The sequence below is a fragment of the Bradyrhizobium sp. NBAIM01 genome, assembly GCF_020194115.1.
Taxonomy (GTDB): domain Bacteria; phylum Pseudomonadota; class Alphaproteobacteria; order Rhizobiales; family Xanthobacteraceae; genus Bradyrhizobium; species Bradyrhizobium yuanmingense.
Window position 1 is genome coordinate 35,724 of sequence record NZ_JADYVU010000011.1, and the last position, 24,386, is coordinate 60,109.

Annotated in this window: 22 protein-coding genes and 1 tRNA gene; 8 read left to right on the plus strand and 15 right to left on the minus strand. The window is 66.0% G+C overall.

The window, feature by feature from the left end; genetic code table 11:
* Positions 1 to 77 precede the first annotated feature (77 nt).
* The 5 genes from I6F31_RS27940 to I6F31_RS27960 form a co-directional block, all read right to left on the minus strand.
* Positions 78 to 857 carry an SDR family oxidoreductase gene (locus I6F31_RS27940; protein WP_109142002.1) on the minus strand — a complete coding sequence of 260 codons (780 nt, stop codon included), beginning with the start codon at positions 855 to 857 and terminating at the stop codon, positions 78 to 80.
* 188 nt (positions 858 to 1,045) lie between these two features.
* Positions 1,046 to 1,567: a TerB family tellurite resistance protein gene (locus I6F31_RS27945; protein ID WP_225142336.1), complete on the minus strand. Its 522-nt coding sequence runs from the start codon at positions 1,565 to 1,567 to the stop codon at positions 1,046 to 1,048.
* Between the two features lie 178 nt (positions 1,568 to 1,745).
* On the minus strand, positions 1,746 to 3,155 hold the full coding sequence (locus tag I6F31_RS27950) for an adenylate/guanylate cyclase domain-containing protein (RefSeq protein WP_036002893.1): 1,410 nt from the start codon (positions 3,153 to 3,155) through the stop codon (positions 1,746 to 1,748).
* A 50-nt stretch (positions 3,156 to 3,205) separates the two neighbouring features.
* Complete coding sequence (locus tag I6F31_RS27955) at positions 3,206 to 4,576, minus strand: cytochrome P450 (RefSeq protein ID WP_036002897.1); 1,371 nt, start codon at positions 4,574 to 4,576, stop codon at positions 3,206 to 3,208.
* 35 nt (positions 4,577 to 4,611) lie between these two features.
* The gene (locus I6F31_RS27960) at positions 4,612 to 5,973 is read right to left on the minus strand and encodes a hydrolase (protein WP_225186440.1); all 1,362 of its coding nucleotides are present in this window, start codon (positions 5,971 to 5,973) and stop codon (positions 4,612 to 4,614) included.
* Between the two features lie 136 nt (positions 5,974 to 6,109).
* Between I6F31_RS27960 and I6F31_RS27965 the strand changes: the two genes are divergently transcribed.
* A complete protein-coding gene (locus tag I6F31_RS27965; protein ID WP_036002980.1) occupies positions 6,110 to 7,798 on the plus strand; it encodes an MFS transporter in 1,689 nt (562 codons plus the stop codon).
* Positions 7,799 to 7,932: 134 nt separating this feature from the next.
* Here the strand turns inward: I6F31_RS27965 and I6F31_RS27970 are convergent, their stop codons facing one another.
* Both I6F31_RS27970 and I6F31_RS27975 read right to left on the minus strand, forming a co-directional pair.
* A complete protein-coding gene (locus I6F31_RS27970; RefSeq protein ID WP_036002903.1) occupies positions 7,933 to 8,148 on the minus strand; it encodes a hypothetical protein in 216 nt (71 codons plus the stop codon).
* 151 nt (positions 8,149 to 8,299) lie between these two features.
* Positions 8,300 to 8,593: a hypothetical protein gene (locus I6F31_RS27975; RefSeq protein WP_036038816.1), complete on the minus strand. Its 294-nt coding sequence runs from the start codon at positions 8,591 to 8,593 to the stop codon at positions 8,300 to 8,302.
* A 252-nt stretch (positions 8,594 to 8,845) separates the two neighbouring features.
* Between I6F31_RS27975 and I6F31_RS27980 the strand changes: the two genes are divergently transcribed.
* Positions 8,846 to 9,901, plus strand: a complete 1,056-nt coding sequence (locus tag I6F31_RS27980) for a polysaccharide deacetylase family protein (protein WP_036002909.1) — start codon at positions 8,846 to 8,848, stop codon at positions 9,899 to 9,901.
* Positions 9,902 to 10,033: 132 nt separating this feature from the next.
* Here I6F31_RS27980 and I6F31_RS27985 read toward each other — a convergent pair whose 3' ends face one another.
* The 5 genes from I6F31_RS27985 to I6F31_RS28005 all read right to left on the minus strand — a co-directional run bounded on the left by I6F31_RS27985 (position 10,034) and on the right by I6F31_RS28005 (position 14,611).
* Positions 10,034 to 10,426: a hypothetical protein gene (locus I6F31_RS27985; RefSeq protein WP_225186441.1), complete on the minus strand. Its 393-nt coding sequence runs from the start codon at positions 10,424 to 10,426 to the stop codon at positions 10,034 to 10,036.
* Positions 10,427 to 10,570: 144 nt separating this feature from the next.
* Positions 10,571 to 10,646: transfer RNA gene (locus I6F31_RS27990), tRNA-Thr, on the minus strand.
* A 99-nt stretch (positions 10,647 to 10,745) separates the two neighbouring features.
* Positions 10,746 to 12,545, minus strand: a complete 1,800-nt coding sequence (locus I6F31_RS27995) for a heme biosynthesis HemY N-terminal domain-containing protein (RefSeq protein ID WP_225186442.1) — start codon at positions 12,543 to 12,545, stop codon at positions 10,746 to 10,748.
* A 35-nt stretch (positions 12,546 to 12,580) separates the two neighbouring features.
* A complete protein-coding gene (locus tag I6F31_RS28000; protein ID WP_036002917.1) occupies positions 12,581 to 13,801 on the minus strand; it encodes a hypothetical protein in 1,221 nt (406 codons plus the stop codon).
* A gap of 63 nt (positions 13,802 to 13,864) precedes the next feature.
* Positions 13,865 to 14,611 (minus strand): uroporphyrinogen-III synthase, encoded by a 747-nt coding sequence (locus I6F31_RS28005; RefSeq protein ID WP_225186443.1) that lies wholly within the window; start codon positions 14,609 to 14,611, stop codon positions 13,865 to 13,867.
* Positions 14,612 to 14,768: 157 nt separating this feature from the next.
* Here I6F31_RS28005 and tsaD point away from each other — a divergent pair, with 157 nt between their 5' ends.
* The 3 genes from tsaD to I6F31_RS28020 are packed head-to-tail and all read left to right on the plus strand — an operon-like array spanning position 14,769 to position 17,235.
* Positions 14,769 to 15,836 (plus strand): tRNA (adenosine(37)-N6)-threonylcarbamoyltransferase complex transferase subunit TsaD, encoded by a 1,068-nt coding sequence (gene tsaD, locus I6F31_RS28010; protein ID WP_225186468.1) that lies wholly within the window; start codon positions 14,769 to 14,771, stop codon positions 15,834 to 15,836.
* A gap of 2 nt (positions 15,837 to 15,838) precedes the next feature.
* Complete coding sequence (locus tag I6F31_RS28015; protein ID WP_225148225.1) at positions 15,839 to 16,819, plus strand: NAD(P)H-dependent glycerol-3-phosphate dehydrogenase; 981 nt, start codon at positions 15,839 to 15,841, stop codon at positions 16,817 to 16,819.
* Between the two features lie 2 nt (positions 16,820 to 16,821).
* Complete coding sequence (locus I6F31_RS28020) at positions 16,822 to 17,235, plus strand: EVE domain-containing protein (RefSeq protein WP_036002930.1); 414 nt, start codon at positions 16,822 to 16,824, stop codon at positions 17,233 to 17,235.
* A 92-nt stretch (positions 17,236 to 17,327) separates the two neighbouring features.
* Here I6F31_RS28020 and I6F31_RS28025 read toward each other — a convergent pair whose 3' ends face one another.
* Positions 17,328 to 18,422 (minus strand): adenylate/guanylate cyclase domain-containing protein, encoded by a 1,095-nt coding sequence (locus I6F31_RS28025; protein WP_036002982.1) that lies wholly within the window; start codon positions 18,420 to 18,422, stop codon positions 17,328 to 17,330.
* A 101-nt stretch (positions 18,423 to 18,523) separates the two neighbouring features.
* Here I6F31_RS28025 and I6F31_RS28030 point away from each other — a divergent pair, with 101 nt between their 5' ends.
* On the plus strand, positions 18,524 to 18,979 hold the full coding sequence (locus I6F31_RS28030) for an SRPBCC domain-containing protein (RefSeq protein ID WP_036024228.1): 456 nt from the start codon (positions 18,524 to 18,526) through the stop codon (positions 18,977 to 18,979).
* Between the two features lie 110 nt (positions 18,980 to 19,089).
* Here the strand turns inward: I6F31_RS28030 and I6F31_RS28035 are convergent, their stop codons facing one another.
* Positions 19,090 to 20,259 carry a DNA topoisomerase IB gene (locus I6F31_RS28035; protein WP_225144193.1) on the minus strand — a complete coding sequence of 390 codons (1,170 nt, stop codon included), beginning with the start codon at positions 20,257 to 20,259 and terminating at the stop codon, positions 19,090 to 19,092.
* Between the two features lie 392 nt (positions 20,260 to 20,651).
* Between I6F31_RS28035 and acs the strand changes: the two genes are divergently transcribed.
* Positions 20,652 to 22,598, plus strand: coding sequence for an acetate--CoA ligase (gene acs, locus I6F31_RS28040; RefSeq protein ID WP_225186444.1), 1,947 nt, complete (start codon positions 20,652 to 20,654; stop codon positions 22,596 to 22,598).
* Positions 22,599 to 23,034: 436 nt separating this feature from the next.
* Positions 23,035 to 23,550: a L,D-transpeptidase gene (locus I6F31_RS28045; protein WP_036024233.1), complete on the plus strand. Its 516-nt coding sequence runs from the start codon at positions 23,035 to 23,037 to the stop codon at positions 23,548 to 23,550.
* Positions 23,551 to 23,603: 53 nt separating this feature from the next.
* Here I6F31_RS28045 and I6F31_RS28050 read toward each other — a convergent pair whose 3' ends face one another.
* Positions 23,604 to 24,188, minus strand: coding sequence for a thermonuclease family protein (locus I6F31_RS28050; RefSeq protein ID WP_225127930.1), 585 nt, complete (start codon positions 24,186 to 24,188; stop codon positions 23,604 to 23,606).
* Positions 24,189 to 24,386: the final 198 nt, after the last annotated feature.

Below are 24,386 nucleotides of genomic sequence, written 5' to 3' on the forward strand. Positions count from 1 at the left end.
AACATCGTGTGAGTTTGCGCACACACGCGCACGTCTGGAAGCAAGCTCCGGGCCACTACGGACGCGGGCGGCGGCGTTCAGCGCCGCTGCCGCTGGAACCGGCTAGTGGCCGCCAGGATGAAGCCGCGTGGGAAGAAGCGCAGCGCGAACGGCACAATCTTGTTGCCGAGGCCGGGCAGCACTGCCCGTTTGTTGGCCATCAGAGCGCGATACGCCTCCCGCGCAACCTCGGCAGCTGAGACGTTGAGAAAGGCCGTGTCATGTTGCGAGCCGACGCCGGCGCGGGCCTGGAATTCCGTGGGGACCGGGCCCGGGCAAAGCACGGTGACACGGACGCCGCGGGGAGCGAGCTCCGCCCGCAATGCTTCGGTGAAGGAAATCACATAGGCCTTGGATGCGTAGTACACGGCCATGCCGGGGCCGGGCAGGAAGCCTGCAACCGAGCCGACATTGAGAAGACCGCCCTTGTTCCGGATGAGCTGATCGGCGAAGCGCAGCGACAGATCCGTCAGGGCGCGGACGTTGACATCGACGATACCGAGCTGCGCGACGCGATCGCGCTCGATGGCATCGCCGAATACGCCGAAGCCGGCATTGTTGACGAGATGATCGAGCTCGACGCCTTCGGCGGCAAGTGTCGCGGCGATCCTCTCACCGGCATGCGGGTCCTCGAGATCGCAGGCGATCACGATCGGCTTCTTGCCACCCTTGGCGGCGATCTCGTTCGCGAGCGCTTCGAGCCGATCCACCCGTCTCGCCGTCAATGCGAGGCGATGTCCATTGGCGGCAAACACACGCGCCAGCTCCATCCCGATGCCCGCCGAGGCACCGGTGATCAACGTTACCCGCTCATTCACGATCGAAGTCTCTTGAAGTGAAGTCTGTGGTCCCGGCAATACCAGAACGAGAGCATAAGCCGTGCGCGCCAGGCAAGCGGCGCTGGCAGCATGGCTGCTTGTGAGAGCGACAGTGGAAGCAGGAAAGACCGGTATTTGCAGTCGAATCCGCAGAAGCGGGGGACCGCCGGGCTTATATTAAAGTTTCGTCATGTGGCTCGCAGGCCAGGCAATCCGCCGGGGACCGGTCCGACGGCGCGATCCCTGACCTGGCCACCGGCACGCTCCGCAATGGCGTGCTTCAGCTCGATCCGGTCACGCTGGGAGATGCCGAGCAGGTCGGACGCGCGCCAGACCACATTGTCCTCGAACTCGCTGACCTCTCCGTCGGCATAGACCAGCTCCCACATCATCTGCACGATCCGCTTGCGACCCGCTTCGTCGAGCGAGCGCATGATGACGCTGGTGAAGTGATAGAGGTCGACGGCCTCGCCTTCGACCTGGGTGGCGTCGGCGATGAGACGGTCAGCGGTGCCGCGGTCGAGCCCGAAATGGCTTTCGATCAGGCTGTGCAGCTTGCGCTGCTCGGCCGCGCTCGGCTGGCCGTCCAGCGAGACCACATGGACCAGCAGCGCGGTCGCGGCCAGCCGGTAATCGCTGTCGCCAAATGCGCGGTCCTGGGCTTGGGGACCGACAATGTCGGCGATGAATTGGCGCAAGCCGTCGAGCATAGGTCCTACCGAGATTGATGACGCCGCAAGGAGCGCGGCCGTTACCAGCATTATATGAGCAAGAAACCCAACCGGCGCAACGTGCGTCAGTTCCGCGCGCGTATTACGTTTCGGCAATCTGTTCAGCGTCATTCCGGGGCGATGCGCCAGCATCGAACCCGGAATGACGAATGATGCCTCACGGTATCTCGTACACCACCATCTTGTCGGCGATGCCACGGAGCGCGGCCTGCTTCTGGATCGGCTTGATGGCGCGCTGCTCGAGCACCTCGGCGACTGCGGGAGCGTCCAGCACCGGGCCGGTGATGTGGATCTCCTGCGCGGTCGACAGGCTCTGCACGCGGGCGGCGATGTTGACGGTCTGGCCGAAATAATCCTGCCGCTCGTTGAGCATGACTGCGAGGCAGGGGCCTTCGTGGATCCCGATCTTGAGAATGAGGTCGTTGGCGCCGCGCTGCTTGTTCAATTCGTCCATCGCCGCGCGCATGCGCAGTCCCGCGGTGATGGCGTGCTCGGGCCTGACGAAGGTCGCCATCACGGCATCGCCGATCGTCTTCACGACCGCACCCTTCTCGGCGGCGATGATCTCCAGCAGCGCGCGAAAATGCGCCCGCACGAGGTCGAAGGCATTGAGGTCGCCGACCCGCTCATACAGCGCCGTCGAACCCTTCAGGTCGGTGAACAGGAACGTCAGGGACGTGATCTTCAGTCGCTGGTCGACATTGAGGTTGTCGGCCTTGAAGACGTCGCGGAACGTCTGGTTGGACAGCATGCGCTTGGCGGTCAGGATCGGCTTGCGCTTGCCGATCATCTCGTGCAACGCGTGGTCGGCAATCCAGACCGAGGGCAATACGCGACTGTCCGATTGGTTCTCGAGCATGAGACGCAACGGTCCGGGGCGCATCACGGTGGTCCCCGTCGGCGCCTCCAGCTTGTTGAACATGATCGACAGCTGCTGACGCTCGCTGGTCGGCTCACCCTGAACGTCCAGGAAATGGGCGGAATGGGTGACCGGCTCGAACACGATGATGAACTGGCTCGGCAGATTGAGTGAGAGGATCGCCTTCTCGCCGGCGGGCAATTCGAGGGCTTCGAGCGTTACCTGGTTGATCAGGCGGGAAAAGGATTCGTCGTTGATGTCGACGCCTGAGCTCCAGAACATCTGCCGCACATACTCCCAGATCGGCAACGTGTCGGGATCATGAGCACCGATGCGGCGGACCCGCGGGCTGACGGTGAAGGCCACTTCGACCATCTCGTCGACGGAGGCCTCGTATCCGGCGGCGCAGAGCGCGCAATTGTAGTCGTCGTGCTTCAACGACTTCAGTGTGGCGTGCGCGCCCAGCACGCCTCCGCAGCCGGGACACAGCACGTTCCAGCTCATGTCGAACAGGCCGAGCCGCGAGGCGTGCAGGAAGCCGGAAATGACCTTCTCCTGGTCGAGCCCGGTCCGGTCGGCAAAATCCAGCGCATTGATCCGGTTGAGATCGCGATCATGACCGTTGGCGATCAGCTGCGCGATGGCCTCCACCACAACGGAATCGGCGGTCTGCTTCAGAACGGAGAACTGGGCCTGGATGTCGCTCATGGCGGAACTCTATGTAGGCCGGGTCACGCCAGCGGCCAGACGCGAGCCTGTCACCGACGCGTGATGCGGAACAGGGGTGAATGGTCCGGCTGGGTGGTGACGACGCCGAGCGGAATTACGGGGGTCGCGGGGTCGGCAAGCTCGATTCGGTACGCTCCGATCAGCCGCGCCAGCGCCAGCACGGATTCGGCTTGGGCAAACGGTGCGCCGATGCAGACGCGCGGACCTGCGCCGAACGGCAGGTAGGCAAAACGGTCCGGCGCCTCCTGCGACATGAAGCGCTTTGGAATGAATGCGTTCGGCTGATCCCACAGCTTCTCGTGCCGGTGCAAGAGCCAGGGCGCGATCATGATGATGTCGCCCTTGCCGATCTCGACGCCCGCCGCATTGTCCCTATCGCGCGCGGCACGCGCGACCAGGAAGGCCGGCGGATAGAGCCGCATGGTTTCGTCGATCACCGCGCGGGTGAATTTCTGGCGATCGATGTCGGCCATGCTGTCGAGATGCTCGCCGCGGGTCTCGGACGCCACCTCCTCCTGCGTATCGGGATCGAGCGCGAGCAGGTAGAGCGCCCAGAACAGCGCCGTCGCCGTGGTCTCATGACCGGCGAGGATCATGGTCGCGACCTCGTCGACCAGCTGCTCGTCGGAGAAGCCCTGGCCCGTCTCGGGATCGCGTGCCTCGTCCATGAGATCGAACAAATCGCGCGGCGGCGCACCGTCCTTCTTGCCCGCCTTACGCCGCTCGGCGATCAGCATGGCCACGAACTCGGTCCAGCGCTTGCGGAAACGGGCGCGGGCAAAATCCATCGGGCTCGGCCAGGACACCGGCAGCACCATGTCGAGGAAGTACGGACGCCCCAACCGCGCGGCATATTCCATGATGAAGTTGCGCAGGGTTGCGCCGTGCTGGTCCATGCCGAACGAGAACATCGTGCGACCGGCGATCTCAAGCGTCATGCGCTGCATGATCGCGCGCAGGTCGACCGGCTCACCGGTTTGCGCGTCCAGCTTGGCGATGGTTTCGTCGAGCACGGCCGTCATGTGCGGAACGAGGTTTGCGGTCGCGCGCGGCGTGAAGGCCGGCGCCAGCGTGCGGCGCTGAAACGTCCAGGAATGACCTTCCGCGATCAGAAGGCCGTCGCCGAGCACGGGGCGCAGCATGCGGATGCCGGCCGGCGTGCGCGTGTAGTTCTCGTAATTGCTGAGCAGCACGTGCCGGATCGCGTCCGGCTGGTTCAGGATGAAGCTATTGCGGAAGAAGAAGCGGCCAGAAATGACCTCTTCCTCGTAGGCGCGTTGACCCCAGGTCGCGATCATATTCTGCCTGATGACCGCGAGCCGGCCGAAGAACGACATATCGTCGGGCGCTCGCGGAGGAGCCGGAGGGGTGATGGGCCGACGCACGCTGGCGATATTCATGGCTCTCTCCCGCAAGGTGGGACGAAGGTAAATAGCTAGTAAGTCAGCTCGGCGATGGCAATCCGGTTCTCGGACGCAGGCCAGGCGCGTGCCACAATCCGTTCTTCGCCGAATTGGGCCACGATGTTACGGCCAACCTCGGTGGCGGGAAGCCGCAGGGTGGCTGCCGCATCCGTGGGCACGCCCGGCTTGACGTCGGCCGGCTCCTTGCCGTCGAGCAGCACCACGTCGCGCGGCAGGCCGAAATAGCCGCGCGGGCGCGACATGATCACGACGGCGCCGGCGGCCTTGTCGGCCGGCCCGAGCGGCCGCGCGGGCCGCAGATGCACAACCTCGGACGAGCGCGGGAAGGGCGAGCGGTAGATGTGCGTCGTCGGCGCATCCGGCGAGGTCAGCACGAATTCGAGCGACCAGGCGGGATCGACCTGCGCCGGCCCCCAACGGCCATTTGAGCCTGTTGTCGAGCTGTACAGCGCACCTTCTTTGCGCTCCCCGGTATCAGGATCGACACGGAAGACATCGACGATTGCACCCGCGACCGGACGATTGGTCGGCACGCCGCCGGGCGTACCCGTGACGAGGCCGCTCAATCTCACGCTGGTCTCCGGCACGATCGCGATGCGCGCAGGTTCGCGCCCCGCGATGAACTTGTAAATCTCGCGGAACGCGCGCGGGTGAAACGCCACCTCGCGATGGTCGAGCGCGCCGAGCACGAGATTGGTGGCGCCCTTCAGCTCCGGCCCTTCGGCGGTGACATTGGTCGGCATGCCGGGCTTGCCGATAAAGCGGCCGTCGGGTTGCGCGAATTTGTCCAGACCGTCGCTGCGCAGCGTGAGGAAAGCGACTCCCGGCGTCACCTCACTCTCGCCCTCGTTCAGTCCGCGCAGGAACGTGCCGCGGCCATTGAATTCGTTGTTCGGCTGGTCGTCTGTTGCGAACACGCCGTGATTGGGCGTACCGCACAGCACCGCATGGCTGACATCACCGGCGCCGCCGTTCTTGATGACGTTACGGATCGCGTAGCCGCCGCGCGAGCTGCCGACCAGCGCCACGCGGGCTGCGCCGGTGCGGCGCTTCAGCTCAGCAACCGCAGCAGCGAGCTCGCGGCGCTGGTCCTCGGTCGAGGAGCGACCCGCCTGCTCGACCTTGTCGTCGGTGCGCGCCAGCGGGTCGGTGAAATTGATCGCCATCATGCGATCGCGCGCGATACCGTTGGACTCCATCCGCCAAAGCGTCGTCATCCAGAGCGCGCCGTAATCGCCATTGCCGTGGACGAACAGAATCGGCGGCAGCTCCGTGGCGGGCGCGGTCTGCGCCAGCGCGCCCGTCCGCAAGCTCGCAAGTGCGAAAGGCACGCTCGCAGCCCCTCGCAAAATCGTCCGTCGCGACAGCTTCATCAGTTCCTCCCGGCAAGCCTAGCTCTTTGCACTGCTTATACCGGCCTAAGCACTGGACAGCGAAGGACTTTCGCGGGCATCACTGAATTGGCCGGAATCACCACGACCACTTCTGCCATCCGACATGGAAGGGGATATGACCGAGCAGCCGAACCGCCCGAAAATGGCCGCCGACGGCATCACAGCGCCCCTGCGGTACACCGTGTTCCGGCGGATCTGGCTCGCCAGCCTGCTCTCCAATCTCGGCCTCCTGATCCAGGGCGTGGGTGCGGCCTGGGCGATGACGCAGATGGCGGCCTCGGCAGACAAGGTGGCCCTGGTGCAGACCGCGCTCATGCTGCCGATCATGCTGATCTCGATGCCGGCCGGCGCCATCGCCGACATGTATGACCGCCGCATCGTCAGTGTGATTTCGCTGTCGATCGCGCTGATCGGCGCGAGCGTGCTCACCGTGCTGGCCGGCTTCAACCTGATCACCCCGGAATTGCTGCTCGCCTTCTGCTTCATCGTCGGCAGCGGCAATGCGCTGTTCGGTCCGGCCTGGCAGTCCTCGGTCAGCGAACAAGTGCCGCCCGAGGCATTGGCGTCCGCGGTGGCGCTGAACGGCATCAGCTACAACATCGCGCGCAGCTTCGGTCCGGCGGTCGGCGGCGTCATCGTCGCTGCGCTCGGTGCGGTGGCCGCATTCGCCTGCAATGCGATCCTCTATCTGCCGCTGCTGGTGGTGCTGCTGCTCTGGCGCCGCAACACCGAGGTGTCGCGCCTGCCGCGGGAAAAGCTCAACCGCGCCATGGTCTCGGGCGTGCGCTACATCACCAATTCGCCGCCGATCAAGATCGTGCTGTTGCGCACGCTGGTGATGGGCCTGATCGGCGGCGCGGTGATGGCGCTGATGCCGCTGGTCGCGCGCGACCTCCTGCATGGCGGCGCGCAGATGTATGGCATCATGCTCGGCGCCTTCGGCATGGGCGCGGTGATCGGCGCGCTCAACATCCACGAATTGCGCAAGCGCATGAGCGGCGAGGCCGCGATCCGCGCCTGCACCATCACGATGGCCTTCACCATGGCCGCCCTCGCTTTGAGCACGGAGCCGGTGCTGACGGCGGCCGCGCTGGTGCTAGGCGGCGCAGTCTGGATGGCGGCGATCGCGCTGTTCAATATCGGCGTGCAGCTCTCGGCCCCGCGCTGGGTCGCCGGTCGCTCGCTCGCAGCCTTCCAGGCCGCGATCGCCGGGGGCATCGCGATCGGCGCCTGGGGCTGGGGCCATCTCACCGACTATGCCGGCGTCGAGATCGCATTGCTGACCTCGGCCGGCCTGATGCTGATCTCGCCGCTGCTCGGCATCTGGCTCACAATGCCGCGTGTCGGCGCCCGCAACGAGGATGCGGACATGCTGGCCGATCCCGAGGTGAGGCTGTCGCTGACAGGGCGCAGCGGCCCGCTCGTGGTCGAGATCGAATATCGGGTTGCGCAAGAGAATGCGCGCGCGTTCCACAACGTGATGCAGGACGTGCAGCTCTCGCGCCAGCGCAACGGTGCCTATGGCTGGTCGATCGCGCGCGACATCGCCGACCCCGAGCTGTGGACCGAGCGCTATCACTGCCCGACCTGGCTCGACTATTTGCGTCAGCGCAACCGTGCGACCCAGTCCGAACGCGCGCTGCATCAGCAGGCGATCGATTTCCACATCGGTCCCGAGCCGGTGCGAATCCGCCGCATGCTGGAGCGCCCCTTCGGTTCGGTGCGCTGGAAGGACGACACGCCGGACCGCGCCAACAGCGAGGTGCTGCCGGTGGTCGCGACCGCGGCGGGAAGCAGTACGTAGGCCTCTCGTCATTCCGGGGCGCGCCGTAAGGTGCGAACCCGGAATCCATTTATCGCAGGAGTTGGTCGCGCGATGGATTCTCAGGTGCGCAGTTGCGCACCATAGTTCGCGCTTCGCGCGCCCCGGAATGACGATCACTGCCCGTGCTGGGTCAGCACCTTGTCGCAGGCCTTGCTCAGCTTGGTGCGGTTCTGCTTCAGGCAGGCCAGCACGGCACCGTCGCCATTGTCCATTACGGGACGGCAGAAGCGCGTGACGTCGCGCGCGCAGGCATCATGGCCGGGCTGCTGTTGCGCGGAGGCGCTCGATGCGCACAGGAGCAAGGAAATAACGAAAAGCAGTCTGGTCATCGCGCAATTGCCTCTTACCCGGAAAGACGTGCGGGCGAAGCTAGTGCGACGATCCCGCACCTGCAACGGCTTTGTTGACTAGCTGCAGGGCGCCGCCGCATCACCCCGGCTTCATGCCGGGGGCATGACGAGGGGAGCTGCAGCGTCTTGGTTACTGTGTGTCCTGAGCGTCAGCGACCTTGCGCGAGGCGCCCTTGGCGAGGGTCTTGTCCATCACCGCGCGGCATCCGGCGCTGAGGTCCGAGCGATGCTTGATCATGCACGCGGTGATCTTCGGGATATTGGGGATCTCGGCCGAGCAGAGACGGAAGGCATCGCCCGTGCACATCTGCTGCGCCTCGGCCGAGAAGGCGAAGCTCGCGCCCGTCGAAGCGATCGAGACGATGGCGGCAAAGCCCAGGGCCAGGCTGGTGTCGCGGATCTTGCCGGTAAACGACTTGGTCATTTGAAGCTCCCGTTGGCGCCGCCTCAGCGGGCCCGTTGTCGATGGGAGCTACGATGCTCCGGCAAAACCGTTTCCACTGTGATGACGCTCACGGGAGACCCGTCCTCTGTGATCTCAGTCACTCAGACGCAGCCCACTGAAATTCCTTCGCAACCGCTGTCGTGTTGGTGTCACGTTAACTCTTACTTCGCATTAATGGCTCGTCGCGCGGGAAATTCCGCCGGTTTGGTTGCGTAATTGGAAAGAGTAACGATGCGTAATGCGTTGGGCCTGATGCTGGCCAGTGTAGTTGCGGCGGTCGTGATCGCCGCCGGCGGTTGGTTTTATTATTCCGCGCGCGCCGACCAGGGCGCTCCCAAGACAGTTGCTGCCCGTGCCGCCGACCCATTGCCGGCACAGGCGAAGCTCGCCGCCAAGGACGACGTCGAGACCACCGCGGCCGTCGCGGCCAAGCCGGCCGCAGCAGCTCCAGCACCTGCCCCCGTGCCGGTCATGCCGATGCAGCCGAAGCAGGCCTGCGCCAATCCGAACGCGCTGGGCGTGTCCCGCGTCGTCGAGATCGACACGACGGGCGGCCCCGGCTTCGGCTTCGAGCATTTCAAGCAGTTCGACTTCCTGACCGAGAAGGAGGTCGTGCTGACCTTCGACGACGGTCCGTGGCCGGTCAACACGCCCACGGTGCTGAAGGCGCTCGCGGACGAATGCACCAAGGGCCTGTTCTTCTCGGTCGGCAAGCACGCGACCTACCATCCGGAGATCCTGAAGCAGGTGCTGGCCCAGGGCCACACGGTGGGCACGCACACCTGGTCGCATGTCAATCTGAACAGCAAGAAGTTGACCGAGCAGCAGGTTAAGGACGAGGTCGAGAAGGGCTTCAGCGCGGTGAAATTCGCGCTCGGCACCAACCCGGCGCCGTTCTTCCGCTTCCCGCAGCTTCAGCACAATCCGGCGATGGTGAGCTATTTCGGCACCCGCAACGTCGCGATGTTCTCGACCGAAATCGACTCCTTCGACTTCAGGAAGGGCGCGACGCCGGAGAAGATCGTCGAGACCGTGATGACGAGGCTGGACAAGCTCGGCAAGGGCATCATCCTGATGCACGACTTCCAGAAGAACACGGGCCTCGCCCTGCCGACGCTGCTCGCGCGGCTGAAGGCCGGCGGTTACAAGGTCGTGCAGATGAAGGCCAAGACGAGCCTCCAGACGCTGCCGGAATATGACGAGGCGCTGATGAAGGACATGAAGGTGCCGACCGCAGGCACGAACTCCCGTCCGATCGCGAGCGTCGTGCAAACGATCTCGCAATAAGCGCCAAATCCAAAACTCTTGCGTCATGGCCGGGCTTGTCCCGGCCATCCACGTTTTAGGATCAGGCGCGAAGACGTGGATGCCCGGGTCAAGCCCGGGCATGACGGCGAGATCAGGGTACAGGTCGGCGCCTCACCAATAGATGCCGTGGCGATGCAGCTCGCTGATGATGCGGCGCTCGGTCCAGCTGCGCTTGGGCTTCGGCTTGTCCGCCTTTGCCGTCGTCTTGGTGGCAGGCTTGGTCGTCGTGACCGGCGCGGAGGCCGTCGCCGGTGTGGTGACCGTCGGAGTGGTCGCCACTGTCGGCGCGGAGAGCGACACCGCCGGCGGACGATCATGATATTTCTGAACCTCGGTGGCCGGCGCGGCTTCGCTCACCTGCGCCGTCACGGTGCTCGCCGATGTCGTGGTTTGCGGAGTGGAGGTCTGTTCGCCTGCCGCCGCCAGCGACAGACCCCGGGAGCCGCCTGCCTGGGCGGAGGCCGAAGCCAGCAGCATGGCGGCAATCAGAATGATCTTGCGCATGTGAAGTCTCCCCGTGTTGGCGTGACAGGACGTTAGGGGAGCCATGTCTGCGATTATGTGATCGCGATCACGCAGCCGAGCGAGCCCTGATGCAGGCTGATGCCTGGTCATCGGAGCGCTTGGGGATCGGATGAACCGGGGCGCTGGTGCCGCAAGAGGGATTCGAACCCCCGACCCCGTCATTACGAATGACGTGCTCTACCGACTGAGCTATTGCGGCGAACCTGCCGGGACCAAAGCAATGTCGGCCCCGATACGCGCGCCCCTGATATCGGGCATGGCCCGAATTGGCAAGGACAAGCGGGAGGCGAAATACCGCTCACGCGCCCCAGCGGGACCAGAATCCGCGCCAGCCGCCCGCCTGGGCTTTGGGCGTGCCGATTTGTTCCGTAAATTCGTCGCTTGGACCGTCGTCGTCGATCCCGGGATCGTCGGGTGCGCGGACGATCGGGATGACGGTCTGGGTCGGCGCCGAGGCGGGCTTGCTGAGGTCGGCGCGGGTTCGGAAGACCGGCGTCGGCGCCGGCGGCGATGATTCGGCGGGCGCCGGAGCCGGATTCGCCGGCTCGGCGGGCGTGACGACCGGCTCGTCGACCTTCGCAGTTTGCTCCCCAGTCTCCTTGGCCACTTCCTTGGTAGCCTCCTTCGCGGCGTCCTTGGCCTGAGGGGGTGAATTGTCCTGCGCGGCCGGTGCCGGCAGCGGGGCCACCTCCGGCGGTTCCACCGCGGCTTCGCTGGGAGCGGCGGTCACCCGCTTCGGCGGCGGAGCGGCCAGCATGGCTTCCTCGAAGGCCGAGGATTCGAGCGTGGGGCCCTTGTCCGAGGGCAGGCTCGCGACCGGCGCCTGCCACTGGAACGCATCGAGGCGGCCGGTGACCGGGGAGACCGGACGCCAGCGGTCGCTGACATAGCCGTCCGCGGTCCAGGCGGGATCGAGCCGGGCGCGCACCGCGCGCAAGGTCCAGGCGCGGGCGCGGCCGCCGTCACCATGCTCTGTGCGCTCGATCTCGGCCATCAGCAGCGCGACGCGCTGGGTCGGATCCTTGAGATAAGGCGCGAGCACCTCGCGCGCGCGGGCGAACTCCGAGGCCTCGATCGCAGCGCGCGCGATTGCGAGCTGCCCTTCGACATAACCGGGCTTGTCGGCGGGGGTCTTCGCGGCGAGATTTTCTACCCGCTGCAAGCGGTGCCATGCGGAATCGCCGAGCTTCACATGCGCACAGGCATCCGCGAGATCGGGATGCGGATTGGCGAGCCAGGCAGCTTCGACCAGCTTCATGGCGCGGCGCACCTGATGCGCCTCGCTCTCGAATTTTGCCGCGAGCACGGCCGCCGGCACCAGGGTCGGCGCGAGCTTGACCGCCTCCATCACGCTCTCGCGCGCGACGTCGCGGTCCGTCGTTTCCAGCTCCAGCGCACGCGCGGCGAGCAGCACACCGCGCTGCCGGCGATAGGTCTGCTTGTCGATCAGGCCCGCGGACAGATTCGAATCGAGGATCGCGAGCGCGCCGCTCCAGTCGCCGCGCGCGCAGCGGAAGCCGAGCACCGCGTGCGAGGCCCAGGTCGCGGACGGCGACAGCTTGATCGCTTCCTCCGCGATCATCACGGCGCCGACCGCATCATCGGCGCGCTGCGCCTCGATGAAGAGACCGCGCAGGCCGAGCAGCCGCGTGTCCTCGCGTTCGGCCATGGCGCGGAAGACGCGTTGCGCCTCGTCGCGATTGCCTTCGAGCTGCGCCGACTGCGCGTGCAAAAGCAGTGCGAGCGGATCGTTCGGTGCATGCCGCCGCGCCGCCTCGGCGTGCCGGCGCGCGAGCGCGGAATCGCCGTGGCCGATCGCGAGCAGGCCATGGGTGATGGCGTGACGGCCGCGGGCCTGGCGCTTGTCATGACGGCGTCGGCGCAAGCGCCCCGGCATGCGCCAGATCATCGTCAGGATGCTCCAGACCAGCACGACGGAAGCGGCGAAGAGGCCGAGCAAGAACACGAACCTCGGCAGCGTCGTCGAGATGCGGAAGCTGCCCGCGGTCAGGACGAGATCACCGGACTGGTCGGCGACCCAGGCCGCGCCGGCCGCCGCCAGTGCGATCAAGACGAGAAAGAGGACGATGCGAAGCATGGCGATCCCTATACGCGCCGATTGTTGCGCGAATCTTATTGAGTAGATTTGGCGAGATCCGCCATGGCATCGTCGGCGAATTTGCGGGACGCGGCGAGCGCGGCGTCGCGGGCGTCGGCTTTGTCGAGCCAGGCCTGCGCCGGAGCACGATCAGCCTCGGGCAGCGTCTTCAGCTCGCGCCGCGCTTCGGCGAAATCGCTACGGAGCGCCGCCGCCGTGACGCGCGTCACGATGGCGCCGCGATCGTTGCCGACGCCATCGGTGCGCTCGATCCGCACGAGCTTTGACGCGCCGGCCTGGAGCCGCTCGACAATGCCGGCCTCGCTCGACGGAGCTTCAGCCGGCGGCGACAGCTTCGGCACGATATTGAGGAGCTCGCGGCTCAGCGCCGCCGATGTCGGGATGCCGGACGATGCAAACGCCTCGAGCGGCTTGAGCATATCGGGCTTGGTCGCCAGCGACCGCGCCGCCGCCAATTGCGATTGATAGGGATCGCCGTGGCGAACGGCAACGTCGAGCAGGGACGCCGCGACCACATAGCGGAGCGGCTTGTCGTCCATCGTCTTGGCCTCGGCGATCTTCTCGCCCTGCTGCGCAAGCTCGGCCCGCTCGGTCTTGCTCGCGCGCTCGAGCTGGGCGATGCGGTCGGTGAGCGCGGCAAGATCGGGCGCGGCACTCGGCGGCGCGGATTTCGCATCGTTCAGCGCGCTCGCCGTCTTATCGAACTGTGCGCGCAAATTGGCGATGTCGCCGCGCAGTGCGCTCGCCGCTTTCTCCAACGCGTCGATCCGCGCGACTTGGGCCGGATCGGCCGCCGGCCTCGCGGCCCTGGCTTCGACCGCGGCAACGCGTCCGCTCAGCGCATCGACGGTCGCACTGGTGACCTGCGGCGCGGCCGGCGGGGCCTGCACCGCGGGCCAGCCCAGCATCCAGCCGACTGCGATCACGACCGCAGCCGCGGCAACGCCGGAGAACGGCGCGATGACCCAGGGCGAAATCGGCGCCGATACAGGCACCGCCGCGGAGGCCTGCTGCTCTGCAGATTCGGACTGAGGCTCGGCCTTGACCTGTTCCGAGCCGGGCTCTTCCACCCTGGCCTGCTCCTGCGCGACATGCTCGGATGCCTCGGGCTCGCCCGCGACCTGCTGCGGCTGGGTCGAGACTTCCGTCGCCTCGAGGTCGATGGTGGGCGGGGTGCGCTTGGCACGACCCGGATCGGGCGCCAATCCAGCGTCTTCAGGCTTGTCGTCGGCCATCGTGACGGTTCCTCACACTTCCATACCAGGGTGGATTAGATTGCGTCGGATTCGGCCCGACCTTTACGCCAAACGGGTCCGCAACGCACGCTCCAAGGTGTCGAATAAGGCAGTTTCGTCCGGCGTTGCGGCCACCAGAACCTGTGACGCGCCGGCATCGCGCAGCACGCCCGCAACGGTCTCGGACAGGCAGCAATGCGGGATCGCCAGCGCCGAAATTTCGACACCTTCGTCCCGCGCCGCATCGAGGAACGCACGTGCGCTGCGCCGGGAGTAGTGCAGCACCGCCTCGATCCCGTGGGCGGCAAAGCCCTCGCACACCTCGCGCGGCAGATGCTTGACAGGCGCCATGCGGTAGGTCGTCTGCGTCACCACGCGGAAACCTTCCGCCCCGAGCTCGCCGCCGAGATCGCGCGACAGATCCGCGCCGGCGAGATACAGCAGCGTGCTGTTTTTCTTCAGCACCTTGTCGCGCGCGCTCTGCATCACCTTGTCGCGCAAGGACGCGGCGTCGCCCCCGGCGACGATCACCTCGGCAAAACCAGCCTCTCGCGCCGCTGCAGCCGTATGTTCGCCGACCGCGAACAATGGCAGCTCCAGCAGACCGAGGTCCGGCAATTGCGGCGCTATGGCGCGAATCGCGTTGGCCGAGGTGACGAGAACGGCATCATAAGAAACTTCGCTCTCGCCTTGGAAGGCGACCGGCTCGAGCTTGAGCGCCGGCGCAAGCAGTACCGTATGCCCGCGCGTGCGCAGATTGTCCGCCGTCGCCGCATTGTCGGGATGCGGCCGTGTGACAAGAATGGACATCGCTGCTGTTCCCGGACCATGTGGCGGTGACGCATTGACCAGAACGACTGCGCGTGACGATTGCGCAAGCCGACCCCGGGATGCTACCGGACGTACCAGAACTCTGCTTTATGGATGAGCGCAAGGGCGCAAATTGGATAACAATTCGCCAATGCTGGTGCTGGGCATCGAAACCACCTGCGACGAGACCGCCGCGGCCGTGATCGAACGCGTGGCCGACGGCAAGGGCAAGATCCTGTCCAACATCGTGCGGTCGCAGATCGAGGAGCATGCACGCTTCGGCGGCGTGGTGCCGGAGATCGCCGCGCGCGCGCATGTCGACGTACTCGATGGGATCATTGACCGCGCCATGAACGAGGCCGGCATCGATTATGCTCAGCTCGACGGCGTCGCGGCGGCCGCGGGGCCCGGGCTGATCGGCGGCGTCATCGTCGGGCTCACCACCGCGAAGGCGATCGCGATGGTGCACGACACGCCGCTGGTCGCGGTGAACCATCTCGAAGCGCATGCGCTGACGCCGCGTCTCACCGACGGCATCGAATTTCCCTATTGCCTCTTCCTCGCCTCCGGCGGCCACACCCAGATCGTCGCGGTCACCGGTGTCGGCCAGTATGTGCGGCTCGGCACCACGGTCGACGACGCCATCGGCGAGGCCTTCGACAAGGTCGCGAAGATGCTGGGCCTGCCCTATCCCGGCGGCCCGCAGGTCGAGCGCGCGGCGGCAGGCGGCGATGCCACGCGCTTTGCGTTTCCCCGGCCGATGCAGGGGCGCCCCGATGCCAACTTCTCGCTGTCGGGACTGAAGACGGCGGTGCGCACCGAAGCGAGCCGGCTGGCCGAGCTCATGCCGCAGGACATCAGCGATCTCTGCGCGAGCTTCCAGGCCGCCGTGCTCGACTCAACCGCCGACCGGCTGAGCGTCGGCCTCAGGCTTTTCCGCGAGCAGTTCGGCGCACCGCGCGCGCTGGTCGCCGCCGGCGGCGTTGCCGCCAATCAGGCGATCCGCGGCGCGCTTGACGATGTCGCGAGGCAGGCCGGGACGCAGCTGATCATGCCACCGCCCGCGCTGTGCACCGACAACGGCGCCATGATCGCCTGGGCCGGCGCCGAGCGCCTGGCGCTTGGCCTGACCGACACGATGGACGCGCAGCCGCGCGCACGCTGGCTGCTCGATGCCAACGCGACGGCGCCCGCGGGCTACGGCAAGACTCGGGCGGGATTCTAGGGATGACCGCGTTCCAATCCGTCGCAGTGATCGGCGCGGGCGCCTGGGGTACGGCGCTGGCGACGGTGGCGGCGCGAGCAGGGCGAAACGTGACGCTGTGGGCACGCAATGCCGAGCACGCCGCGCGGATCGCATCGACGCGCGACAATCCGCGGCTGCCCGGGATTCGGATCGTGCCTGAGCTCGTCGTGACGAGCGATCTGGCGCTCGCCGCGCGTGCCGACATGCTGCTGATTGCGACGCCGGCGCAACATTTGCGCGGCGCGGTCAACATGCTGGCCTCGCACATCACGAAGGCGGTGCCGATCGTCGCCTGCGCCAAGGGTATCGAGCACGGCACCCATAAGTTCATGACCGACGTGATCGCCGAGGCCGCGCCGCACGCGCAGCCGGCGATCCTGTCGGGGCCGAGCTTTGCCGACGATGTCGCACGCGGCCTGCCGACGGCAGTGACCCTGGCGGCAAGCGATGAGGCGCTCGCCAGCAGCCTGGTGCAGGCGCTGGGCTCGCCGACATTCCGCCCCTATCACTCCACCGACATTCGCGGCGTCGAGATCGGCGGCGCCGCCAAGAATGTGCTGGCGATCGCGGTCGGCATTGCGGTCGGGCGCAAGCTCGGCGCCTCCGCGCAGGCGGCGCTCACGACCCGCGGCTTTGCCGAGCTGACGCGCCTCGGCCGTGCGCTCGGCGCACGCAGCGAGACGCTCACCGGCCTGTCGGGCCTCGGTGATCTCATTCTGACCTGCTCGAGCCCGCAATCGCGCAACTTCGCGCTCGGCCTCGCGCTCGGCCGCGGCGAGCAGCCTCCCGCCGGCAAGCTCGCCGAGGGCGAGTTCACCGCCCCCGTGCTGATCGAGCTCGCCGCTTCGCAAAACATCGAGTTGCCGGTATCTGAGGCGGTCGCATCGATCCTGAGCGGCAAAAGCACGATCGATGCCGCGATCTCGGCGCTGATGACGCGCCCCTTCAAGGCAGAGGAATAAGCATGGCGTACTGGCTCGTGAAATCCGAACCGTCGGTGTGGTCCTGGGACCAGCAGGTTGCGAAGGGCGCCAAGGGCGAGGCCTGGACCGGCGTGCGCAATTTCACCGCCCGTCAGAACCTCGTGAGCATGAAGAAGGGCGACAAGGCGTTCTTCTATCATTCCAACGAGGGCAAGGAGATCGTCGGCATCGCCGAGATCATCAAGGAGGCCTATCCCGATCCAACCGACAAGACCGGCAAATTCGTCTGCGTCGACATCAAGGCCGACAAGCCCCTGAAGACGCCGGTGACGATGGCCGCGATAAAGGCGGAGAAGAAGCTCGCGGATATGGCGCTGGTGAAATATTCGCGCCTCTCCGTGCAGCCGGTGACGGCAGAGGAGTGGAAGCTCGTCTGCAAGATGGGCGGGATGTAGTTACGTCGTTTCGTAGCCCGGATGGAGCGCAGCGCAATCCGGGAAAGTCTCGATTGAAGCCCGATCCCGGATTACGGTTCGCTCCATCCGGGCTACGATATCCGGGCTTGCGACTCCTCCAGCGCAAACACCTCGCACGGCGCGGCAATGCCGCGCAGCTCATGCGTCCCAAGCGCAACCAGCGGCATCTCTGTCTCGGCGGCGAGCGCGCCCGACACCAGCACCGTCCGGCCCAGCGGCTTGCACAATCCCTCCAGACGGCTGGCGAGGTTGACGGCGGGGCCGATCGCGGTGAAGTCGAGCCGGTTCGCGGCGCCAATATTGCCCCAGAGCATCTCGCCGAGATGGAGCGCGGCGCCAAACGACAAAGGCGGCAGCCCTTGCGCGCGGCGCTCCTTGTTGAGATACGCCATCCCGGCTTCGGCTGCGCTTGCCGCGCGCAAAGCAGCGTCACAGGCGCGGCGCGGGGACGCCTCGAGCACCGGAAAGATCGCGAGCACGCCGTCGCCGATGAATTTCAGCACCTCGCCGCCGAAGGCGTGAACCGCGCCGGCGATGCGATCGAACCAGGCATCGAGCGCCGCAATGACATCGGCCGGCGGTGTCGTCTCCGACAGGGTCGTGAAATTGCGCAAATCCGCATAGAGCAGTGCGGCCTGGATGGTCTCGCCGAGATCGCGGCGCAGAGGCGCCGCCAGTACCCGCTCCGCGCTGCGCGTGCCAAGGTATGCATCGAGCGTTGCCCGCAAGGTGGCGCGCGCGGCGAGCACGGCCAGCGGCGTTGCGGCGAAACGCGCGGCCTGACGCAATTGCTCGATCTCATCCGCCGTGAACGGACGCGGCCCGATCCAGCCGAGCAGCGGGCCATCGGGCCGTCCGGCGACATCTTCATGCACATCGCCGCCGGCGATATCGCGCAGCCAACGGCGGCCGGCGTCGTCGGGTGGATCGGGCGCGAGGCCGCCCGGCGCGAAGCCGAGCGCTTCGATCACCTGGCCGCTGTCGGCACGCCACAGCCAGGTCCGCTTCGCGATCAGCGGATGCGGCACCTCCAGCGTCAGGGCGCCTGCCGCGAGCGGCACGCCATCGGCGGCCAGATGCGCGCCGAGCTCCGCGAGCAGGTGGTCGGCCCCGCGACAATCCGAGGCCGCGTCGAGGAGCCAGGCGAGGGTCGGGGAGAGCTGCATGAGGCGATCATGGCGAAACAGGGCCGTCTTTGCCACGGGCAATCCTTGACGGAGCGCAGGGCCGCCGCCATGTCCCATCGTCAGACCAGGGATGATTGCCGATGCCCGAACCCTTCATAGTGCGACGCGAGACCCAGATCGCGGCCCCGCGCGCCACTGTCTTCGCCTACCTCACCGACCCCGAAAAGATCCTGAGCTGGATGGGCTCCGACGCAACCACGGAGCCTTATCCCGGCGGGCTCTACCTGCTCAAGGGCGTCAGCCCGGACGGCGCCGCCGCCCGCGGCGCGTTCCGCGAGGTCGTGCCGGTGCATCGTCTGGCCTATACGTTCGGGTGGGAGGGCGGTCAGGAAGTGCCGCCCGGCTCGAGCCTGATCGAGATCGACCTGATCGAGCAGGACGGCGGCACGCTGCTGCGCATGACCCATAGCGGCCTGCCGAACGAAGCGCAGGCGGCCGCTCATGCAACGGGTTGGGCGCACTACCTTAAGCGGCTCACGATCGCAGCCGCAGGCGGCGATCCCGGTCCTGACATAGGTGTGTCAGATAATAAGTAGCTCTCGTAGGGTGGAGAAAGGCGCGCTCTTCGCGCCGTGCCCACCACCCGTCACCATGGGCAAATGGTGGGCACGCTTCGCTTTGCCCACCTTACGAGAGCGGCGCTTCGTTACACTGCCGCGGTCGCCACCACCTGCGCCAGCAGCTGCTCGCGCCTGGCCTGCGAGCGCTGACCCGTCATGGTCGCGGCGAAGCGCTCGAGGATGCCCTCCTCGAAGGCGGTGACGATGGTGTCGTGGACGTAGCTCTTGCGGCAGATCGCCGGCGTGTTGGAGAGCTGGTCGGCGGCGGCGCGGATCGCATCCAGCACCTGCTTCTTGCGGCCGCGCTGGCTGCTCGCCGGCGTGATCCGCGACAGCGATTCCACCACGACGGCGGACGCCATCAGCGTGCGGAAATCCTTCAGGGAAATCTTGATGCCGGCGATCTCGCGCAGAAACGCGTTCACCTGGGTGGTGCTGACCGCGCGCACGATGCCGGAGGCATCGCGATACTGGAACATGCGCTTGCCGGGAACGCTCTGCAAAATGCCGATGGCGCGCACCAGCTTGGCGGCGTCGCACTCCTTGCGCACCGCCTTGCCGCCCTTGGCCTTGAAGGTCAGCACGAAACAATCGTCTTCCAGCGTGACGTTTGACTTCAGCAGCGTGGTCGCGCCGCGGGTGCCGTTGAGGCGGGCGTAGGATTCGTTGCCGGGGCGGATCGCGGTGCGCGCGATCAGCTCGATCACGGCCGAGAGCGCGAACTCGCGCGTCGGCTGGTCCCCTGACAGGAACGCCGAGACCTTGCGCCGGATTTTCGGCAGCGCGCCGACGAGCTTTGCCAGGCGATGCGCCTTGCGCTGCTCGCGGACCTTCTCCCAGTCGGCGTGGTAGCGGTATTGCAGCCGGCCCGCGGCATCGCGGCCGACGGCCTGCAGATGCGAGTTCGGGTCGGCGGAGTAGCGCACCTCGCGATAGGCCGGCGGCACCGCCATGGAATGCAGCCGCCGGATGGTGCGGGCGTCGCGGATATGCGCACCGTTCGGGCGGACGAAGGAATAGCCCTTGCCGCGCCTGATACGACGGATGGTCAGCTCGTTCTGGTCGCCGAGCCGCAAGCCGAGCTCCTTGGCGAGGGCCTCGACCGTCGCCGCAGGCGCCGTGTCGTAGGTCTTCTTGGGGCTCGGGCGCCTGAATCCACCCGGTTTCGGCCATTGTCCGAGGGCCTTGGCTAGGGCAATGGCTGCAGGATCGGCTGAAGCGGGCCGTATCGTCCCGAGATTCTGCTGATCCATCATGGTCTTACGCCTTAGCCCTGTCCTGTTGTCGATCAATGCCGCTGTTGTGATTTTTGTTCCAAGGGGTCTCTTTGGACCCGGGTTGGCCATTTAGGGTGTTCCGAACACGATTGCGAGTCCCGAATCAGTGAGAAGAGGTTACTAAATACCTCTCCTCGCCGCATGGGGGCTCTGCGGTCTCTGTTCTGGCGGTTTGGGTGAAGAGCCGGAAAGTGCTCGTCGGCCCTGTTTCAGATTTGCGACAGCGGGCCTTCCGGAGCTTGATTCTCCGCATGGCCGGCTGCCCGTCGAAGGTCCAGCTTGTGCTCCTTGTCGGGTCCGGTTAGCCCGACGCATAATCCATCAAATGATGCTGTCGGCATTGCCTTAGCTTGCCGCATGTGGAGGGAAGCATGTCCGAGAAGATCTACGATATCCCCGCGGAGTGGGCGAAGCGCGCCTGGATCGACCAGGCCAAGTACAAAGAGATGTACGCCCGCTCGATCTCGGACCCGAACGGTTTCTGGGCGGAGCAGGCCAAGCGCATCGACTGGATGAAGGCGCCGACGAAAATCGAGAACGTCTCGTTCGCGCCGGGCAACATCTCGATCAAATGGTTCGAGGACGGCATCCTGAACGTCGCCTACAATTGCATCGACCGGCATCTCGCCAAACGCGCCAACCAGACCGCGATCATCTGGGAGGGCGACGATCCCTCGCAGTCCAAGCACATCACCTACAAAGAGCTGCATGACGAGGTCTGCCGGATGGCCAACATCCTGCGCACCCGCAACGTCGGGAAGGGCGACCGCGTCACCATCTACCTGCCGATGATTCCCGAGGCCGCCTATGCAATGCTGGCCTGCGCGCGGATCGGCGCGATCCACTCCGTGGTGTTCGCGGGCTTCTCACCTGACAGCCTCGCCCAACGCATCAACGACTGCCAATCCAAGGTGATCATCACCGCGGACGAAGGCCTACGCGGCGGCAAGAAGGTGCCGCTGAAGGCCAATGTCGATGCGGCGCTTGGCAAGGCCGACGGCGTCGACTGGGTCGTCGTGGTCAAGCGCACCGGCGCCAAGGTCGACATGAACCCCACGCGCGACCTCTGGTACCACGAGGCCGCGGCGATGGTGACCACGGAATGCCCGGTCGAGCACATGCACGCCGAGGATCCGCTGTTCATCCTTTACACGTCGGGCTCGACCGGCCAGCCCAAGGGCGTGCTGCACACCTCCGGCGGCTATCTCGTGTTCGCCTCGATGACGCATCAATACGTCTTCGACTATCACGACGGCGACATCTACTGGTGCACCGCCGACGTCGGCTGGGTCACCGGCCACAGCTACATTCTCTATGGGCCGCTCGCCAACGGCGCGACCACGCTGATGTTCGAGGGCGTGCCGAATTATCCGGATAATTCGCGGTTCTGGAACGTCATCGACAAGCACAAGGTCAACATCTTCTACACCGCGCCGACCGCGATCCGCGCGCTGATGCAGTCCGGCGACGAACCGGTGAAGAAGACCTCGCGCGCCTCGCTCCGCCTGCTCGGCTCGGTCGGCGAGCCCATCAATCCCGAAGCCTGGGAGTGGTATCACCGCGTCGTCGGCGACGACCGCTGCCCGATCGTCGACACGTGGTGGCAGACCGAGACCGGCGGCATCCTGATCACGCCGCTGCCGGGCGCGACCAAGCTGAAGCCCGGCTCGGCGACGCAACCGTTCTTCGGCGTGGTGCCTGAGATCGTCGATGCCGACGGCAAGGTGCTGGAAGGCGAAACATCAGGCAATCTCTGCCTGACGCGGTCCTGGCCCGGCCAGATGCGCACGGTCTACGGCGACCACGCCCGCTTCGAACAAACTTACTTCTCGACCTACAAGGGCAAATACTTCACCGGCGACGGCTGCCGCCGCGACGCCGACGGCTATTACTGGATCACCGGCCGCGTCGACGACGTCATCAACGTCTCCGGCCACCGCATGGGCACCGCCGAAGTCGAGAGCGCGCTGGTCGCGCATGAGAAGGTGTCGGAAGCCGCCGTCGTCGGCTTCCCGCACGACATCAAGGGTCAGGGCATCTACGCCTATGTCACCCTGATGGCCGGCGTGCAGCCGAGCGACGAGTTGCGCAAGGAGCTCGTGACCTGGGTGCGCAAGGAGATCGGCCCGATCGCCTCGCCCGACCAGATCCAGTTCGCCCCGGGCCTGCCCAAGACCCGCTCCGGCAAGATCATGCGCCGCATCCTGCGCAAGATCGCCGAGGACGAGCCGGGCAGCCTCGGCGACACCTCGACGCTCGCCGATCCCGCCGTTGTCGATGATCTCGTCAAGAACCGGCAGAACAAGAAGTCGGCGTAAGGCGAGTTCGTGCCCCGGACGCAGCGCAGCGCTCCTTCAGCGGTGCGCTGCTGAGCCGGGGCCCATCTAAACGTCAGAACGTGTAGCTTCCTGGACTCTGCGCAGCAGCGTTTCACGCTGCAGCGCATCCGGGACACGCGATTAGTTTTCGCGTCAGCGCGCCCTCTCAACCAACGGCCATTCACACCCTCACGCTGTTGTCAGCGGGCGCGGCAGCGCGCCTGCATCTTTCCCGTCGAGTGTTGTTTTCTGGTCATTTACTTTATTTCGAACATTTCCTTTGTTCCCCCTGCTGGCCTGCCCTCGGCAGCCGCGCGTCGAAACCATTGGGTTAACGAGCGCGGTTAAGAATGAGCATCGACGAGGGCTTGGTGCGGCGACGATTGCCGGTTCTGCGTCATTTTGGACGATCCGTTTTGGGCAAGGGGAAGCATCGATGTCGATGAGGATTGCGGTGGCGCTGGCCGCCACCATCGCGGCTGGGGCCTTGACGTCGACGGCGGCGCAGGCGCGGCCGGAAATGGTGGGGGCGCACCTGGCCGACTATTCGCCGGGCACCATCGTGGTCAAAACCAGCGAGCGGCGGCTTTATCTCATCCTCGGGAACGGCCAGGCCGTGCGCTATCCGGTCGGCGTCGGCAAAGCCGGCAAGCAGTGGGCCGGCACCACGAAGATTGACGGCAAATATCTCAATCCGGCCTGGGCGCCGCCCGCCGAGGTGAAGCGCGACAAGCCTGGTATCCCCGACGTCATTCCGGGCGGCTCGCCGCGCAACCCGATGGGCGTTGCGGCGATGACGCTCGCCGGCGGCGAATATGCGATCCACGGCACCAACGTGCCGGGCTCGATCGGCGGCTTCGTCTCCTATGGCTGCATCCGCATGCTCAACGACGACATCACCGATCTCTACGGCCGCGTCTCTGTCGGCACGACGGTGGTCGTGACGCGCTGATCGCCTGGATCAGCCGAGATGAAATGAAAGGCCGCGTCTTCGACGCGGCCTTTTTATTGCCAGAACCGCCAGCCGCGCGCGCACCAGCCGTCGCGATGGCCGCCATTGTAGCTGCGCACGAAGCCGCCGGCGAGCAGTGCCGCCGAGACGTTCACAGTCCGCCGGGTCGCGACGTCGGCGAGGACTCGGCCGTATTTGTCGGGAGCGAGATTGGTGATGGTCACGCCGCCCTGGCCGAGCAGATCGCGCAAGGCACGGGCCGCAGCTTCGGCCTTGTCCAGCTCCTCCTGGCAGGATGCTTTCAGTTCGGGTGCATCGATGCCGCGCAGCCGAATGCGGACCACGGGATCGCGTCCCTCGTGCAGGCGAACACGCGCGAGAAAAGTGTCGCCATCGATGGCGCGAATGAATTCGACGGGACGCACATCCGCGTGGCCGGTCTGCTGAAGAACGATCTCGGCATCTCCAGTGCGATCGGTATCGGGAACAAGCCAGTGCGTTCCATGGCGGAATGTGAGCACGACGGCCAGCGCGATGCCCACCACGAACATCCAGGGCAATAGCCCGGAGAAGCGGCGGCCGAACGGCGAGCCGCTGAACTGCGGCCGGTAGGAATTGGGGCGATCCTGGAAACGCATCAACTCACGCTATGTCTGAGTCGGGGGAACTCACAAGCACGAGCGCGTCCATAAACGACGCCGAATGCGCCGGAGGCCATGCACGAAAGTTCCGTCTGTCAAAGAGGTTAGCCGTAGTTCTACTGGGGATCCGCGAATATTTTCCAAATCTCAATCATTGGTTGCGAATAGCTGTTATACGACAAACCGAGGGGAGAT